General features: G+C 72.0%; 15 protein-coding genes (1 of these 15 running past the window's edge). 4 read left to right on the forward strand and 11 right to left on the reverse strand.

Going from position 1 to position 14,238, the window contains the following annotated elements; translation table 11 throughout:
* From H565_RS0105925 to H565_RS0105950, 6 genes are all read right to left on the reverse strand, one after another.
* Nucleotides 1-326: the 5' portion of a cytochrome P450 gene (locus H565_RS0105925; protein WP_034408570.1), read on the reverse strand. Its footprint begins 853 nt before the window's first position; only the first 326 of its 1,179 coding nucleotides appear in the window; the start codon lies at nucleotides 324-326; its stop codon lies off the left edge, out of view.
* Nucleotides 314-1,738, reverse strand: a complete 1,425-nt coding sequence (locus tag H565_RS0105930; RefSeq protein ID WP_027460233.1) for a phytoene desaturase family protein — start codon at nucleotides 1,736-1,738, stop codon at nucleotides 314-316. Before H565_RS0105930 ends, H565_RS0105925 begins: the two co-directional genes overlap by 13 nt.
* A gap of 10 nt (nucleotides 1,739-1,748) precedes the next feature.
* Nucleotides 1,749-2,843 (reverse strand): glycosyltransferase family 2 protein, encoded by a 1,095-nt coding sequence (locus H565_RS0105935; protein WP_027460234.1) that lies wholly within the window; start codon nucleotides 2,841-2,843, stop codon nucleotides 1,749-1,751.
* Nucleotides 2,840-3,496, reverse strand: coding sequence for a lysophospholipid acyltransferase family protein (locus H565_RS0105940; protein ID WP_245576171.1), 657 nt, complete (start codon nucleotides 3,494-3,496; stop codon nucleotides 2,840-2,842). The genes H565_RS0105935 and H565_RS0105940 overlap by 4 nt, the downstream gene beginning before the upstream one ends.
* Complete coding sequence (locus tag H565_RS0105945) at nucleotides 3,493-4,458, reverse strand: carotenoid biosynthesis protein (RefSeq protein ID WP_027460236.1); 966 nt, start codon at nucleotides 4,456-4,458, stop codon at nucleotides 3,493-3,495. Before H565_RS0105945 ends, H565_RS0105940 begins: the two co-directional genes overlap by 4 nt.
* Nucleotides 4,459-4,540: 82 nt before the next feature.
* Complete coding sequence (locus H565_RS0105950) at nucleotides 4,541-6,076, reverse strand: phytoene desaturase family protein (RefSeq protein WP_027460237.1); 1,536 nt, start codon at nucleotides 6,074-6,076, stop codon at nucleotides 4,541-4,543.
* A 78-nt stretch (nucleotides 6,077-6,154) separates the two neighbouring features.
* Between H565_RS0105950 and H565_RS0105955 the strand changes: the two genes are divergently transcribed.
* Nucleotides 6,155-6,349, forward strand: a complete 195-nt coding sequence (locus tag H565_RS0105955; protein WP_027460238.1) for a hypothetical protein — start codon at nucleotides 6,155-6,157, stop codon at nucleotides 6,347-6,349.
* Between the two features lie 15 nt (nucleotides 6,350-6,364).
* On the opposite strand, the gene H565_RS0105960 is transcribed toward H565_RS0105955, so the two are convergent.
* The gene (locus tag H565_RS0105960; RefSeq protein ID WP_027460239.1) at nucleotides 6,365-6,955 is read right to left on the reverse strand and encodes a GNAT family N-acetyltransferase; all 591 of its coding nucleotides are present in this window, start codon (nucleotides 6,953-6,955) and stop codon (nucleotides 6,365-6,367) included.
* On the reverse strand, nucleotides 6,952-7,401 hold the full coding sequence (locus H565_RS0105965; protein ID WP_051363443.1) for a ketosteroid isomerase-related protein: 450 nt from the start codon (nucleotides 7,399-7,401) through the stop codon (nucleotides 6,952-6,954). The genes H565_RS0105960 and H565_RS0105965 overlap by 4 nt, the downstream gene beginning before the upstream one ends.
* Nucleotides 7,402-7,638: 237 nt before the next feature.
* Between H565_RS0105965 and H565_RS14480 the strand changes: the two genes are divergently transcribed.
* Nucleotides 7,639-8,877 (forward strand): hypothetical protein, encoded by a 1,239-nt coding sequence (locus H565_RS14480; RefSeq protein WP_245576172.1) that lies wholly within the window; start codon nucleotides 7,639-7,641, stop codon nucleotides 8,875-8,877.
* Nucleotides 8,878-8,896: 19 nt separating this feature from the next.
* Here H565_RS14480 and H565_RS0105975 read toward each other — a convergent pair whose 3' ends face one another.
* Nucleotides 8,897-9,901, reverse strand: coding sequence for a GNAT family N-acetyltransferase (locus H565_RS0105975; RefSeq protein WP_027460241.1), 1,005 nt, complete (start codon nucleotides 9,899-9,901; stop codon nucleotides 8,897-8,899).
* 91 nt (nucleotides 9,902-9,992) lie between these two features.
* Nucleotides 9,993-11,711 (reverse strand): M3 family oligoendopeptidase, encoded by a 1,719-nt coding sequence (locus tag H565_RS0105980; RefSeq protein ID WP_027460242.1) that lies wholly within the window; start codon nucleotides 11,709-11,711, stop codon nucleotides 9,993-9,995.
* An 88-nt stretch (nucleotides 11,712-11,799) separates the two neighbouring features.
* On the opposite strand from H565_RS0105980, the gene coaBC reads away from it, so the two are divergent.
* Both coaBC and argR read left to right on the forward strand, forming a co-directional pair.
* Nucleotides 11,800-13,059 carry a bifunctional phosphopantothenoylcysteine decarboxylase/phosphopantothenate--cysteine ligase CoaBC gene (gene coaBC, locus H565_RS0105985; protein WP_425387389.1) on the forward strand — a complete coding sequence of 420 codons (1,260 nt, stop codon included), beginning with the start codon at nucleotides 11,800-11,802 and terminating at the stop codon, nucleotides 13,057-13,059.
* A gap of 58 nt (nucleotides 13,060-13,117) precedes the next feature.
* Entirely contained in the window at nucleotides 13,118-13,579 is a 462-nt protein-coding gene (gene argR, locus H565_RS0105990) for an arginine repressor (protein ID WP_027460244.1), read from the forward strand.
* A 33-nt stretch (nucleotides 13,580-13,612) separates the two neighbouring features.
* Here the strand turns inward: argR and H565_RS0105995 are convergent, their stop codons facing one another.
* On the reverse strand, nucleotides 13,613-14,182 hold the full coding sequence (locus H565_RS0105995; protein ID WP_027460245.1) for an RNA-guided endonuclease InsQ/TnpB family protein: 570 nt from the start codon (nucleotides 14,180-14,182) through the stop codon (nucleotides 13,613-13,615).
* Nucleotides 14,183-14,238: the final 56 nt, after the last annotated feature.

Raw genomic sequence — 14,238 nt, forward strand, 5'->3', positions numbered from 1 at the left:
GGGTTGAGGATTCCCCGGCGGGCGCGGTGCTCGGGCGCGTCGGTGAGGACGATGCCGCCCGCGAGGTGGGGCACCAGGCGAGGAAAGGTTCCCGCGCTGCGAAAGCTCGCCAGGTCGGTCAGCACCCGGCGGTTCCACTCCGGGCTGAAGCCCACGACGGCGGGCAGACCTAACCGCAACCGAAAGAGGCTGCCGCCGCCCTCGCGTGCCCGCCGCGCCCCCTCCTCCAGCAGCGGCAGCGGCGCCCGCGCCCAGTCTTGCAAGTGCCCGGAGCCGGGGCGGGGTGGGGGTTCGGGGAGGGCCGCGAGGGACTTCAAGGCACCCATGTCGCCCACGTCTCGTCATCCCCCGGCACGTCCCGGTCCCCCAGGTCGTCGTAGCCCAAGCCCAGCAACTGCCCGGCTCCGTTCCAGCCACTCAGGAGCGAGAGGGGCACCCCCCCGCCGGGGTGCACCGTGCCTCCCACCTGCACGAGGTTGCGGGCACCCGGCAGCCGCCAGCCGGGGCGCAAGCTGCCGCGCAGCCCGTGCGGGGCCTGGCCGTACAGCGCCCCCCCCACCCCGGTGCGGGCGTAGTCGGCGGGCGAGAGGGGCTGCCACTCGGACACCTCCAGCGGAAAGCGGGCTTGAAGCTGGCGCAGCAGGAACCCGCCGTACTCGCGGGGGTTCCCGGCAATCTCCGGGCGGGCCGGCGCGTTCACGAGCAGGAAGGCCCGGTCGCCGTCGAGGTGCAGGTAAAGGGTGGGGTCCCCCGGCAGCCGCCCGGCGCGGAGGTCGCGCCACTCGCGGGCATAGTCGGCAGGCCAGAAGATGTGGTGGGCGTGGCCCCGGTCTGCAGCGAGGCGCAGTTGCAGGGCGAACCCGCTCAGGCCGCGGGGGGCGCGGTCGGGGGGCAGCCCCAGCCAGCCGCGCGTGAGGGCGCGGTCGGCGGCGCTGACCCAGGCGTCGGCGGCAAAGGCCCCCCGGCTGGTGTGCGCCCCCAACACCCGCCCGCCGTGGGCGCTCAGGAGCTGCACCCGCGTGCCGAACTCGAAGCGCACCCCCAGCGCTGCGGCCCGCGCGTGCAGCCGCCCGGCGAGCGCCCCCAGCCCGCCCTCCAGGTGCCAGACCCCGTCGCCCAGCTCCACCCAGGAGATGTTGTGCAAGACGGCGGGGGCGCGGTAGGGGTCGGCCCCCAGATAGGTGGCGAAGCGCAGCCAGAAGGGGGTTAGGAAGGGGCCGCTGCGTACGAAACGGGCGAGGCTCTGCCAGGGGGCCGCCCGGTAGCCCCGCGTGAGGGCGTAGCGGGCGAGCTGGAGGCGACTCGGCGGCGGCCCGAAGAGAAAGGTGGGGGCAGCGTCCCGGTACATCCGCCGGGCGGCCCGCAGCAGCCGGGTATAGTCGCGGGCCTCCTGGCGGGAGAGTTGCGCGAGCGTTGGCTCCAGGCTTCCGGCGACGTGCAGCGCTTCGGGGGCGAAGGTGCGGCCCCCCGGCGCGTGGTAGGTGGTGGTGGGACGGGCGGCCTCCAGCGGGGGCAGCTCCAACCCCAGCCGGGCGTGCAGGCCGCGGAACACCTGCGGCATGGTGACCACGGTGGGGCCGCTGGAAAAGTCTTCGTAGCCCAGCGCCGCCTTGCCGCCGGGCCGCTCCAGGGCGTCGAGCACGGTGACCCTCGCTCCGGCCTGCGCCAGCCGCAGCGCCGCCGCGAGGCCCGCGAAGCCCGCCCCGATGACGGCGACATGGCGGGTGCGGGGACTCATCTGGGGCCCCTCACTGCTGGTACTCCCGGCCCTTCCAGGCCACCTTGCGCCGCATGGCCCGACGATACACGGGGAGCGCGAGCAGGGGCGTGACCGGCGCGAGCAGCCCCTCGGCGAGGTCGGCGGGGCGGCGGCGTCCGGTGAGGAGGTTGACCGCTGGGCGCTCGGCCAGCCCCGCGAAGCGCAGCAGCCACACCCCCGGCGTGCGCCCCGGCAGCAGCCAGGGCAGCGTGTACGCCGCGAGGTGCCATCCCAGCGAGGCGGCGAGCAGCGCCCGCGAGCGCCCGTGAAAGGACCCCATATTCTTGCCGAAGCCCGCCACCGAGTCCGGGTACCCCCGGTACATCCGCACCGAGAGCGCCCCGCGCCCCAGCGCCAGCCCCAGGCGCCCCCCCCGCGCCTTGACCCGGCGGGCAAAGGCCACATCTTCGAGCAGTTCCGAGCGCACCAGCGCGTGCCCCCCCACCCGGCGGTAGGTCTCGCGCCGCAGCACGATGAGTTGCCCATTGGCAGCGGCGGCGCTGGGGTGCGGCCAGCGCAGCAGCGGGTGCGGGAGCAGGGTCAGCAAGACCGCGTCCACCAGCGGGGTGAGCAGCCGCTCGCCGAGGGTCACGGGGCGCTGCTGCGGGTAGACGCTCAGGAGGTCGGCTCCAGAGCGGGCGAACTCGTGCAAGACGGCCCCCAGCGCACCGGGGTGCCATTCCACGTCCGCGTCGGTAAAGACGAGCAGCTCGCCCGTCGCTGCTTCCCCCAGTTGCTGACAGGCCCAGGGCTTGCCGTGCCAGCCGGGGGGGAGGGGCGCGCCCGTGAGGACCCGCCCCCCCAGCGCCCGCGCCACCTCGGCGGTGCCGTCCGTGCTGCCGTCGTCGAGCACGAGCACCTCGTCAGCGCCCTGCGCGAGCAGCCCCGGCAGGGTGCGCGGGAGGTTATGGGCCTCGTTGCGGGCGGGTATGAGCAGCGACACGCGGGGCCGCCCCGGAGGGAGGGGCCGGGGCGAGAGCCGGGGGTAGGTCAGCACATTGACGAGGAGGGTCAGCGCCTTATATCCGAAAAAGCCCGCCGCCGTGACCCGGTAGGTGCGGGCGAGGCCAGGCCTCCCCCTCACTGCCCCTCCGTCAGCCGGGCGAGCAGGCGGCTGGCGAGGCCGGGCCGCGCCGGGTCGGGCAGCGGCGCCCCGCAGACCTGCAGGTAACCCGCCAGGGGCCGCTCCGGGTCGCCCAAGGCCAGGTCGGCGTCCAACGCGGCGAGTTCGCGGGCGAGCGCCCCGGCCAAGGCCCCGGCGGGCGTGGGGGCCCCGAAGCGCAGGTAGGCTTCCGGGCGGGGGCGTCCGCGCAGGTTCACCCGCAGGGCGACGGGCACGAGGGGGACCCCCGCTTGCCGCGCCAGCCAGCCCGCGCCGGGCCGCAGCTCGCGGGGGGGGCCAGCGGGTTGCAAGGCCCCTTCGGGAAACACCACCACCCACGCCCCCGCCCGCGCCGCCCGCATCGCCGCCCGCAGCTCGCCCGCACCCAGCGCCCCCACCCGCCGCAAGAAGGGGTAGTGAGCGAGTTGCCGGGGGGCCATCAGCACGCGGGCCTCGGTCCCGGTCTGCCACGCCAGCTCGCGCAGCACGTATCCGTCCCACCAGGAGTGGTGGTTGGGGGCGAGGACCGCTCCGCCCGTCGGCCACCCCCCGCGCACCCACACGCCCCCCAGCCCGCGGCGGAGGCTGCGGCGGATGGAGGCCTGCACCAGGGCTTCCACCGGGTCCGGCGTCACACGCCCCCCCGCTCAGACCGGCCCCGCACCGCCCGCGCCAGGAGGAGGGCGGCCAGCATTGCCCCCAGCGTGACCCCGGCTTCCAGAAAGCGCCCGACAAGGACGAGGCCCCCCGGCAGGAAGAAGAGTTCAATCGGGTAGGCGGTGGTAAAGGAGAGGCGCGAGAGGTCGGGGCGGGGGGAGGGCGTCCCCGCCGGACGCCGGAACAACCCCGGCGCAATGCGCGTAAAGGCCCAGCTCAGCCCGGTCCCGACCCCCCACCAGCCCACGAAGTTCTGGAGGGGCGCGCCCGCCCACAGCGGCGCGGGGTCCTGCCACAGCCAGTAGCGCTCGGCGGTCATCAGCGGCTCTAGGCCCACGTCCCACGCGACCATCAGCAGCCCCGCGAGCCACGCTCGCCCCCCGGCGAGGAGGCTGGCCGCCAGCGTCAGGGCGAACCAGCCCAGCGGCACGAGGAGGGGCACCGTCAGGAGGGTGGGCGGCGGCGCTGTCCCGTAGGAATAGACCCCGAAGGGAACCCCGGTGCGGCTGCCCAGCAGCTCCACCCCCCAGCCGACCGCGAACGACAGCGCGGCCATCGCCCACGCCCGCCGCGCTCCCACCCGCTCGGCGGCGTAGAGCCACCCCGCCACACACAGCGCCGCCGTACTGAGCAGCCCCAGCAGTGGGAACCCCTGGGGCCAGAGGGGGACCGGAATCTTGAGCGCCACGTAGGCCACCATCCACCACATCCAGGGCCGCATCTGCGCCGCAAGCGCCCCCCAGCGCGTCCGCAGCGTGCTCGCAAAGCCGCCCCCCAGCGCGTCTCCGGCCAGCGCCAGCCCCAGCGAGGCGGGAAAGGCCACGGCGATGAGGCCCCACCCCACCGCCGCGCCCCGCAGCACGAGGAGCGCCCCCAGGAAGGCCACGCCGAGGGCGGCGAAGGCGAGGCCGAAGCGCAGGAGGGTGGGGGAGGGGGTCATGCGGGGCACCTGCGAGGGGGGAGCAAGGGCGGGGCAAGCGGCGTCCGGGGGGGATGCCCTACACCCCGCCCCGCCCCCCAGGTCACTTCCACCCCCGCCGGGTCAGGTCCCGCAGCAGTACCCGCGCCGCATTCCGCCCCGACGCCCCCATGATGCCGCCGCCGGGGTGGGTGCTCGCGCCCGTCAGGTACAGGCCCCCCACGCCCGGCCAGCGGTACCCGCTCGCGGCCATCCAGGGCCGGAAGGCGAACATCTGGTCAAAGCTCATCTCCAGGTGCATCACGTTGCCCCGGTGCAGGCCGAGGTTCGTCTCCAACCACTGCGGCGTCTGCACGAGTTCTCCCACGATGGTATCCCGCGTGCCCGGTGCGTAGTGCTCGAACGAGCGCAGGATGTTCTCCCGCGCTTCCGCCGTGCGCGTCTCCCAACTGCCGGAGGCCAGCTCGTAGGGGTAGTACTGCGCCCACAGCCACAGCACCTCGCCGCCGGGGGGCGCAAGGCTGTCGTCGACCGCCGAAAAGCTCATGGCGATGAGGGGCGGGTCACGGGTCGGCTCACCCGCGAGGTACTCGCCGTACGCCTGCGCGAGTTGCCGCTCGTCCTTGATGAGGAGGCCCAGCCCCACCCTCGACTCCGGCTCGTGGTGCTGGCGGTAGCGCACCTTCTCGCTCAGGGCCAGCCGCAGAATCATGCCGAAGCCGTTGCCCACCCGCACCCGCCGCGCCGCCTCCGGGACGTGCTCGTCGGGCAGCGCCCCCGCCGTCGTCAGGATGTGGGCACCGGAGACGACCGCGCGGGCGGTGTAGCGCTCGCCCCCCTCCAGCTCGACGCCCTGCGCCCTGCCCCCTCGCACCAGAATCCGCCGCACCGGGGCATTGACGTGGACCTCGCCGCCGTAATCCTCGATCGCCCGCCGCAGCGCCCGCGTCAGGCCGCCGCTGCCGCCCTTGGGCCGCGCCACCCCGCCCTCGTGGTAGAGGGGGTGCCACAGCAAAAAAGGCGCACTCAGGGGGTCCGACGGCGGCGGGCCGCTTTGCGCCGCCATCCAGGTCAGCGGTGCCCGCACCCGCTCTTCCGAGAAGTATTCCCGCGCCACGTCCCCGTAAGGCCGCAGGATGCGCGAGAGCTGGGTCTGCCACTCGCGGCCCCGGCCACTGCCCAGCACCATCTTGCCCATCTCCAGCGGCCCCGGTGCCGAGTTAAAGAGGTCGGCCACCGAGCGGGCAAAGGGGGTCCAGTCGTTCAAGAAGCGCTGGTACGCCTCCCCCTGACCGGGAAAGAGGGCCTCCAGCTCGCGGGCGGTGCGCTCAGCGTCACGCCAGACAAACCATGGCGTCTCGCCGTCCGAGGCGTGGAACATGGGGTCCACTTCGAGGTAATGCAGGCCGTGGCGGGTCAGCTCCAGCTCGCGCACCACCGGGGTCATCCGAATCAGGATGTGGGCGCTGCCCCCGTAGTCGAAGCGGTAGCCGGGCACCAGTTCTTCGGTGCTCACCGCCCCCCCGACGATATGGCGGCGCTCGAAGACCCCCACCTTCAGCCCGGCCCTGGCCGCGTAGGCCGCCGTCACCAGGGCGTTGTGGCCCGCTCCCATCACGAGTACGTCGTAGTCTGGCATCCGTGCCTCCGAGTCTGGCATGCCGGGCCACTGGGGACGGTCAGGAATCCGCCAGAGGCCGCCCGCTACCCTGTCCCCATGTTCGGTCGCCGCGTGCCCCCCCACATCGTCTTCGCCCTCAGCGTGCTGCTGGCTGTGCTGTGCGGGGTACCCGCCGTGCGCTATGGCCTCGCCGAGAACTGGCTCCCCGCCCTGATTTGGGGCGCGGTGGCCGTGTGGTTCGCGGTGGATGCCGTGCGGTCCTACGGGTGGAAGCAGCAGAAGAAGTCGTAGGCGCTGCGTGGGAGGTCAGTCCAGCCGCTTGACCCAAAAGCGCATGGGCTTGGGTGTTTCCTGCGTCTCGCCCACGTCGGGCCAGCTCAGCGTGGTTTCGAGGTCGGGGCGCTCGACGTACCCCCGCCCTTCCCAAAAGGCGTTCAGCGGGCGGTAATCGGCGGGGCGGGCAGGATGGTTCGCCGGGCGCTGCACCGCGCAAAAGGCGGTGACGGAAAGCCCCAGCCGCCGGGCGTGGGCCTCCCGCTCGTCGAAAAAGCGGTGGCCCAGGCCCCGGCCCCGGTAGGCAGCACGCAGGACGCTTTCGCCCAGATACAGCACCTCGCCGGGGTCAAGCTCGGACCCCCGGAAGGGACGCTGAAGCGCCTCGGTTTCGGCGGCGAGGGGGAGGGCCGTGCTCGCCCCCACCACCTCGGACCCGTCACGCACCAGGACCACGAGGGCACCGGGTGCCTCCAGATAGGTCTGGAGATACCGCTCCTCGTAGGCGGGCGTGCCGCTATACAGGTAGGGAAACTCGCGAAAGACCTCGGTCCGCAGCCGGGCGAGGTCGGGCAGGGCCGAGCGCAGCGCCTCGCCGCTGACGGGCGTGACCGTGAGGCTCAAGCGTGCTCCGCCCCCACGCTGACCTGCCGGGTCCACTCGGCGAGGTTGTAATAGTTCGTCACGCGGGCAATCTTGTCGCCGCGCAGCTCGAAAAAAGCGCCGACGGGAAGAACGTAGGTCTGGCCCCGCGCGTCGGGGAGGCCGGGGTCGGTCTGAAGGTACTCGCCGTGAATCACGAACTCGGCGGCGGCGCGGGTGCCGTCCGGCGTCGCCATGACGACCAGGTCGCTGGCCCGCTCGCGGTAGTGGGCGTCCATCTTCGCCAGAAAAGCGCGAAAAGGCTCCAGGCCGCGCTGGGTTTCGCCCTCGTTGACGTCGTGCTGCACGTCGTCGGTGAGCAAGCCGAGCATCCCGGCGGCATCTCCCGCGTTAAAGGCCGCGTAGTACCGGGTCACGAGGTCGAGGGCCTGCGCCTGCGGGGTCCGGGCCGGGTCACTGCTGGTCATGCTGCGAGTGTAGCGGCTTCCCCCAGTGGGGGAGGAGAGATAAAACATTTCACATCGCTCAAGATTTTCGCGTTCTGGTCGCAGAGTTCACTCTTGTGGGTGGGGCCGCCTCTGCTATGGTTGGGGAGAAGCAGTGTCCACGATTCACAGTTCAGGCCGTTCAGTTTGTGTCCTGTGCGTGTCCGGCGGTGCCCGGACCGCTGTCAAGGGAAGGAACCTACGGAAGGAGTCCCCCGCATGAAGCAGATGCGTTACATCCTGACCCGCCCCTGCCTCCAAGAAGGCACCCTGCGGCTTCAGAAGTATTTGGAAACCGCCTTTCCGGAGAGTGGTCCGGCGGTCTTCGTGGACGACCGGGGCCGCGAGCACCGGGTCGAGGTCGACCGTGCAGCGGGCGTCGTGCGCGGCTTGCAGCCCCTCTACCACGACGCCAACCTCGGCGTGAACGACGTACTGATGCTCACCCCGCTGGAGCCGGGCCGCTACAGCGTCGAAGCCATCGTCAAACCCCACGCGCCCATCACCATTCCACGCCCAGAGCACCAGCGGCCCCTCGAACCGCGCCGGGTGGTCGTGACCGCCACCCCGCACGTGCGCGAGGTGCGGACCCAGTACCCGCAGCCCCAGCCCCAGGCCGCGCCCGCCCAGCCGGGGCCGCCCAGCGCCAGAGCGGAGCGCCCGGCCAGCCCGCCGCCCCCCCTCCCGGACGCCCCCGCCCGCGAGCCGCTCGTGCCCGTGACGGAGCAGGCCGGGCCGACCCGCCCCGCCCCCCGCGGGGCTACCCCCGGCCCGCTGCCCGAAACGCCCGAAGCGCAACTCGCCGAACTCGCCTCGCTCACGGGCTACCGCTTGAGCTACGCCGCGCCGGGGGTGGCGCGCCTGGCCGCCGAGCTGGGCGAGTTTGGGTACGTGGTGCATGTCGCCCTGAGCGAGGCGGCGTGCCGCCCCGGTTGGGACCGCGGGGCCGACTGCCGCGCCGTGCTGACGGCTGAGGGCCAACAGGTGGGAACCCCGCAGCTGACCCGCGAGGCCCTGAGTGCCCTGCTGGAGCACGCCCGGCTCGCGCCCCTCTCGCCCCTTGACCTGCGGCCCTACTGGGAGGCGGGCAACCTCGACCTCAAGGCGGCGGCGGGCGTCTCCGAGCTGGTGGGGGCACACCTCGCCCAGCGCGGGGCCTTTTCCTTCGTGCTGCTGACCCTGGCGGCGCAGCCCGCGCACAGCATCATTGGGCTGCCCCGACTCGCCGAGCGCCTGGGCAGCGGCGTGAACCCCGCCGAGCTGCGCAGCATCCTCGATACCCTCAGCCGCGCTCCCTTCCTGGCGCTGGCCCCGCTGCCGGACGGCCAGTACCTGCTGCGCTCAGGCATCTCCGAGATGCTGCGTGACCTGGCCGAGTACGCCGACGGGGTGCGCCGCCGCATCCGCCCGGCGACCCCTGCCCAGGCCGAGCCGGACCGCACGCCCGTCCTGGTCTAAGCGGCCCATGCCCCCTGGATCAGCCCAACCGCAGTTGCCACTCGGTGAAGCTGGCCCAGGGCCGAAACCCCAGTGCCACGTTGATCCTCAGCATCGCCGCGTTTTCCTCGGCGTTGTTCGTCCGCACCCAGCGGGCACCGGGGCACTCGGCAAGCACGTGCCGCAGCATCTGCGCCTTGAGCCATTGGCCCAGGCCCTGTCCCCGCGCCCCCGGACGCACGGCGGTGGCGCCTTGGTAGACCAGCGCGGCCCGTGTGGGGTGCCAGAAGGTCTCGGTGTAGCCGACCAGCTCGCCCGTGCGGGTGTCCTCGGCGGCGAGCAGCCAGCGCACCTCGCCGGCCTCCTGGGTCATCTCTTCCCAGGCGCGGACCATCTCCGGGGTGATGCGCCAGTCGTCCACCTCCAGGTCCCCCTTGGGCGCGGTGTTCATGACCTCCATCAGGTTCACCATGCGGGGCAAGAACCCGTCGGGAATGCGCCGCCACCGGTGCAGACGATAGGGGTCCCCCGCCGGGCGGGTGCTCCAGCGGGCCAGCAAACCGTCTTCCAGCCCGGCGAGGTCGAGCTGGCTTTGGCGCATGGGCAGCGCGGGTTCGGCCCCCAGAAAGCGGGCAAAAGCTTCCCCGGCGGGCACCCGGCTGGTGGTGCTAAAGGTGACGAGGCGGCGGCCCTCCTCGCGGGCGGCGCCCCGCAAGGCCTCCGCGACGGCGCGGCCCAGCCCCCGCCGCCGGGCGTCGGGGTGCACGACGAGGCGGGCGTGCGCCGCGTGCAGGTTCTGGGTGTGGCTGTAGTCCAAGCGGCCCCAGGCCAGCGCCCGTTCGCCGCTCCAGACGGCCACCTGCCGGGACGCCTCGCCGGGCGTGACGTGGCGCAGCGCGAGGGCTTCCAGCTCCGGCTCTAGGGGTGGGTCAGTCGGCAGCGCGGAGGCATGGCTCTCGGCGAGAAGCTGCCCCACCGCCCGCCGCTGGGCTGGGGACGCCTCCTGCGGGTCAAAAGGAAATGCGGTCAGGGCTGAGGGGGTCATGGCACCAGTGTGCTCCCCGCCCGTCAGCCAGGCATGGGCCAAACGGCGCAGGTCGGGCTAGGCCAGAAGTTGGGGGCGAGGGGGCTGGCCCTCAGCTTTCTTTCGCCAGCCGCTCCCGCAAGAAGGCCATCAGGTCCTGGAGGTGCGCCCGGTCAAAGCGGAACTCAACCCCGGCGGCGCGGTACAGCTCCGGCACGGGTACGGTGCTGCCCAGGCGCAAGCTGGCCTTGTAGCGCTCCAGCGCCCCCGCCGGGTCTTGCCGCGCCTGCCGCCAGACCCCAACCGCCGCGAGGGAACACATCGCGTACTCGATGTAGTAAAAGGGTGCTCGGAAGATGTGAAAGTACTGCCAGCCCTTCGCGCGCAGGCCCTCGTCTAGCCCCTCCCAGTTCACGAACGGGTGGAAGGTCTTATCCAGCTCCAGCCACTTGGCGTCGAGGTCGGCGACCGTCACGCCGTCCCCCGCCTCGGCATAAAGCCAGTGTTGAAAGGCGTCCATCTGCGCCGCCCAGGGCAGAAAGGCCACGACGCCCTGAAGCTGCTTTTCGCGGTAGCGGGCGAGTTCGTCCGGCGAGAAGACGTGCCCCAGGTGCTCCAGCGTCAGGAACTCCATCGCCATGGAGGGAATCTCCACGAACTCGATGGGACTCCAGCGGTTCCACACCAGCGGCTGCGCGGCCCCGCTGAGAAAGCCGTGAAAGGCGTGCCCGACCTCGTGGAAGAGGACCCGCACGTCCTCGGCGGTGCCCACCACGTTCATCAGGACGAAGGGGCGGTTGTCCACCGGAAAGTACTGGCAGTAGGCGTGCGGCATCTTGCCGGGGCGCGATTCGAGGTCAAGGAGACCCCCTGCCCGCATCTCGGCAAACCGCTCCGCGAGTTCGGGGTCAAGGCCGTCAAAGGCCCGCCCCGCGAGCGCTTCTAGCTCGGCCCCCGTTGTAAAGGGCTTCAGCGCTTCGCGGCCTTCCGGGTCGAGGAGATTGTTGCGGTTGTAGTCCCAGGGCCGCACCGCCTCCAGCCCCAGCCGGGCCGCGATGTCCCCCATCAGCTCGGCGGCGAGGGGCACGACCTCCTCGCGCACCGCCTCATGAAAGGCGCGGCAATCGTCCGGCGTATAGTCCACCCGGTCGAGCTTGCGCCACATGTAGTCGCGGAAAGACGGCAGGTCCGCATTCGCCGCGAGCTGACGGCGGGTCACGAGCAGCTCGGCCATCAGCGCGTCGAGCGCCGGGGCCACCTCCGCCCCGCTCGCGGCGAGCGCCCGCCACGCGGCCTCGCGCACCGCGCGGTCGGGGTGGTCGAGGCGCTGGCGCGCCTGTGGCACCGTCAGGGATTCGCCCTCCAAGAAAACCCGTTGGTTGCCCGTCAGCACCCCGTGGCGGTTCATCTGCGCCTCGTGCGTCACGGCGAGGTCCACGTTCGCCTCGCGGAAGAGGGCTGCCGCGTCCCGCATTCGGCGGTAGGTCAGGGCGAAGTCGGGGGCGGGGTGGTAGCCGGGCAGGGCGAGCAGCTTCTGGGTGAGGGCCTGCTCGGTGCGCTGCGCCTGGGGGGAGACGTCCTCCAGAAAGCGGGCGTAGCGGGCCTGGGCCGCCTCGTCGTCCGTATGCAGATCGGCAAAGGTGGCGAGCTTGCTGCCCGCTTCTGCCAGCTCGGCCTCCAGGGCGCTCCACTCGGCCAGCCAGCCGGGGACCGCCGCGGCGGTGAGGTCAGCGGCGAGCAGCGCCTCAAAGCGCCCCGCATAGGTCTCCCAGCGGGCCGCCTCTTCGGGAACGGCGAGCACGCGCTCGGCTGGATTCAGGGTTGTGGTCATGAGCGGAGTGTAGAGCAGGAGCACAACGGGCGCAGGAGCTTTTGCTTTTGCTGGGGGGGGGTGCCCGCCAGCCCTCTAGACTGAGCGGGTGACCGTGCCCGCCCCGTTTGCCTCGGCACTGCCCCCCGCTTCTGGCCCCCGCGTGCTTGTCATCGTGGGGGGCAGCGTCGCTGCCATCAAAGCGCCCGCCGTGCTGCGGCGACTGCGCGAGGGTGGGGCGCAGGTGCGGGTGATTGCGACCTCAGCGGCCCTCGCCTTTGTCACTGAACTCAGCCTCGCCACGGCCGCCGCGGGCGAGGTCGCCACCGACCGGACCTGGTTCGCCCCGCGCCCCGACGCCCAGCACCTCACGCTCGCGCGGGTCGACGCTGCCGTCGTGGTGGGGGCCTCTGCCGACCTGCTCGCGCGGGCCGCGGGGGGCCACGCGTCTGACCTCGCCTCGGCCACCTTGCTCAGCGTCCGCGCGCCCGTGCTGTGGGTGCCCGCCATGAACGAGCAGATGTGGACCCATCCGGCGGTGCAGGCCAATGCCGAGCGGCTGCGCGGCTGGGGCCACCGCTTTCTGGGACCGGTGGTGGGGGCCTTTGGCACGGCGGGAGAGGGGGCGGGCCTGGGCCGCATGGCCGAGCCAGAGGAGATTGCGGGGGCGGTGCTCGCGCTGCTGGACCCCCCGACCTCCCCGCAAGACCTCGCGGGCCTGCACGTCGTCGTGTCTGCCGGACCCACCCGCGAGTACCTTGACCCGGTGCGCTTTATCAGCAACCCCAGCAGCGGCAAGATGGGCTTTGCGGTGGCCGAGGAAGCGCGGGACCGGGGTGCTCGCGTCACCCTGGTGACGGGGCCAGTGAGCCTCCCCGACCCGCCCGGCCTGACGGTCCGGCGCATCGAGACGGCGCTGGAGCTGCGGGACGCGGTGAAAGAAGCCGCGAGGGACGCCGACATCGTCGTCATGACGGCGGCGGTGGCCGACTACCGGGCCGCCGCAGCGCAGACCGAGAAACAGGCCAAGGTCGCGGGCGACGTGACCCTGCGCCTTACCCCCAACCCCGACATTCTGGCGGAGCTGGGCCAGGAGAAGGGGAAGCGCGTGCTGGTGGGCTTTGCGATGGAGACGCACGCGGGCATCGAGCGGGCCGCCGCCAAAGCGCGGCGCAAGAACGCCGACTTCATCCTCCTGAACTACCCCACGCGGGAGGGCACGGCGTTTGGCAGCGACGACAACGAGGTCACCCTGGTGCGACCCGACGGCTCGCACGAGGCCTGGCCGCGCCTGAGCAAGCGTGAGGTGGCCCGGCGCTTGCTCGACGGGGCGCGGCGGCTGCGCCGAGGGCAGGAGGCCGCGGGCTAAAGGCTGACGGCTCGCCGCTTGATTGCCTTATTCACGCCCGCTGCATAGCATGGGCGGGATGCTCAGCAAGGACCAGCGCCAGAAGCTCATTCAGGACATCGTCGCCCGCGAGAGCGTTTCCACCCAGGCCGAACTTGTTGAGCGTTTGCGCTCGGAAGGCGTGCAGGTGACCCAGGCCACCGTCAGCCGCGACATCAACGAGCTGCGGCTGGTGCGGGTGCCCGTCGGCAAGGGCCGCCACCGCTACGCCCTCGCGCAGATGGCGGGCCATCAGGGGGTCGAGGAAGAACTTGGTCGCCTCTTTCAGAACTTCGTCAAGGACGTCGACCGCGGCGAGAATATCCTGGTGATTCGCACCGCCGACGGCCACGCCACCGGAGTGGCCCTCTTGCTCGACCAGTTGCGCCGCGACGACATCGTCGGCACCATCGCGGGCGAGGACACCATCTTCCTGGTCGCTCGCACGACCGCCGAGGGCGAGGCGCTGATGGAGGAGCTGCACGCGCTGATGCTGGGGTAGGTGACCACTCCCCGCACTGAAGGGTGGGGCTTCTCAGACCACGGCATGCGATACCCCGCTACCGTTAAGGGCTGAAGGGACGGCCCGTCCCAGGATGTTCTTTGCCGCATTGTGGTCGGCATTCGCCGTATGGCCGCATTGCACGCACCGGAAGGTCGCTTGGTTCACGCGGTTTTCCTTCCCCGTATGCCCGCAGGCATGGCAGCGCTGCGACGTGTCGCGGGGGTCTACGGCGATGACTCTCCGGCCAGCACTTTCAGCCTTGCTGGAGAGTTGAAACAGGAACCCGGCCCGCTTTGCGCCCTTCTTGACCTGGCTGAAAAACGCCTTGTACGCCTTGTCCAGCCGGTCGAACACGTCCTGCAAGACGTGAGAATAGACCCCGCTGAACTCCGGGCAGGCTTCCTTCAGCGCGGTGAGTTCCTTTTGCTGGTCGTAGGCGCTGAGGGTCTTGCCGTGCTTGCGGTACGCTTCCCGGCGCTGTTCCAGTCCCGCGTTGTACAGCGTGCGGGTGAGGCGCAATGTCTCAAACATGGCGGCCTCTTGGGGCTTGGTGGGGTACAGGCGGTATCGAAATACGCGCACGATGGTAGTCTCTGACATGCGAAGCGGTCTCCAGCCGCTTTGCCACGCTCCCAGCCGTTAGCGCGGCGTGGGGG

The sequence above is a fragment of the Deinococcus murrayi DSM 11303 genome, from assembly GCF_000482805.1.
Classification (GTDB): domain Bacteria; phylum Deinococcota; class Deinococci; order Deinococcales; family Deinococcaceae; genus Deinococcus; species Deinococcus murrayi.

Coding starts and splice junctions, on each gene's coding strand:
- H565_RS0105930 (WP_027460233.1), bottom strand. CDS start 1,738: ATGAGTCCCCGCACCCGCCATGTCGCCGTCATCGGGGCGGGCTTCGCG.
- H565_RS0105945 (WP_027460236.1), bottom strand. CDS start 4,458: ATGACCCCCTCCCCCACCCTCCTGCGCTTCGGCCTCGCCTTCGCCGCC.
- H565_RS0105950 (WP_027460237.1), bottom strand. CDS start 6,076: ATGCCAGACTACGACGTACTCGTGATGGGAGCGGGCCACAACGCCCTG.
- H565_RS0105955 (WP_027460238.1), top strand. CDS start 6,155: ATGTTCGGTCGCCGCGTGCCCCCCCACATCGTCTTCGCCCTCAGCGTG.
- H565_RS0105965 (WP_051363443.1), bottom strand. CDS start 7,401: ATGACCAGCAGTGACCCGGCCCGGACCCCGCAGGCGCAGGCCCTCGAC.
- H565_RS14480 (WP_245576172.1), top strand. CDS start 7,639: ATGAAGCAGATGCGTTACATCCTGACCCGCCCCTGCCTCCAAGAAGGC.
- H565_RS0105975 (WP_027460241.1), bottom strand. CDS start 9,901: ATGACCCCCTCAGCCCTGACCGCATTTCCTTTTGACCCGCAGGAGGCG.
- H565_RS0105980 (WP_027460242.1), bottom strand. CDS start 11,711: ATGACCACAACCCTGAATCCAGCCGAGCGCGTGCTCGCCGTTCCCGAA.
- argR (WP_027460244.1), top strand. CDS start 13,118: ATGCTCAGCAAGGACCAGCGCCAGAAGCTCATTCAGGACATCGTCGCC.
- H565_RS0105995 (WP_027460245.1), bottom strand. CDS start 14,182: ATGTCAGAGACTACCATCGTGCGCGTATTTCGATACCGCCTGTACCCC.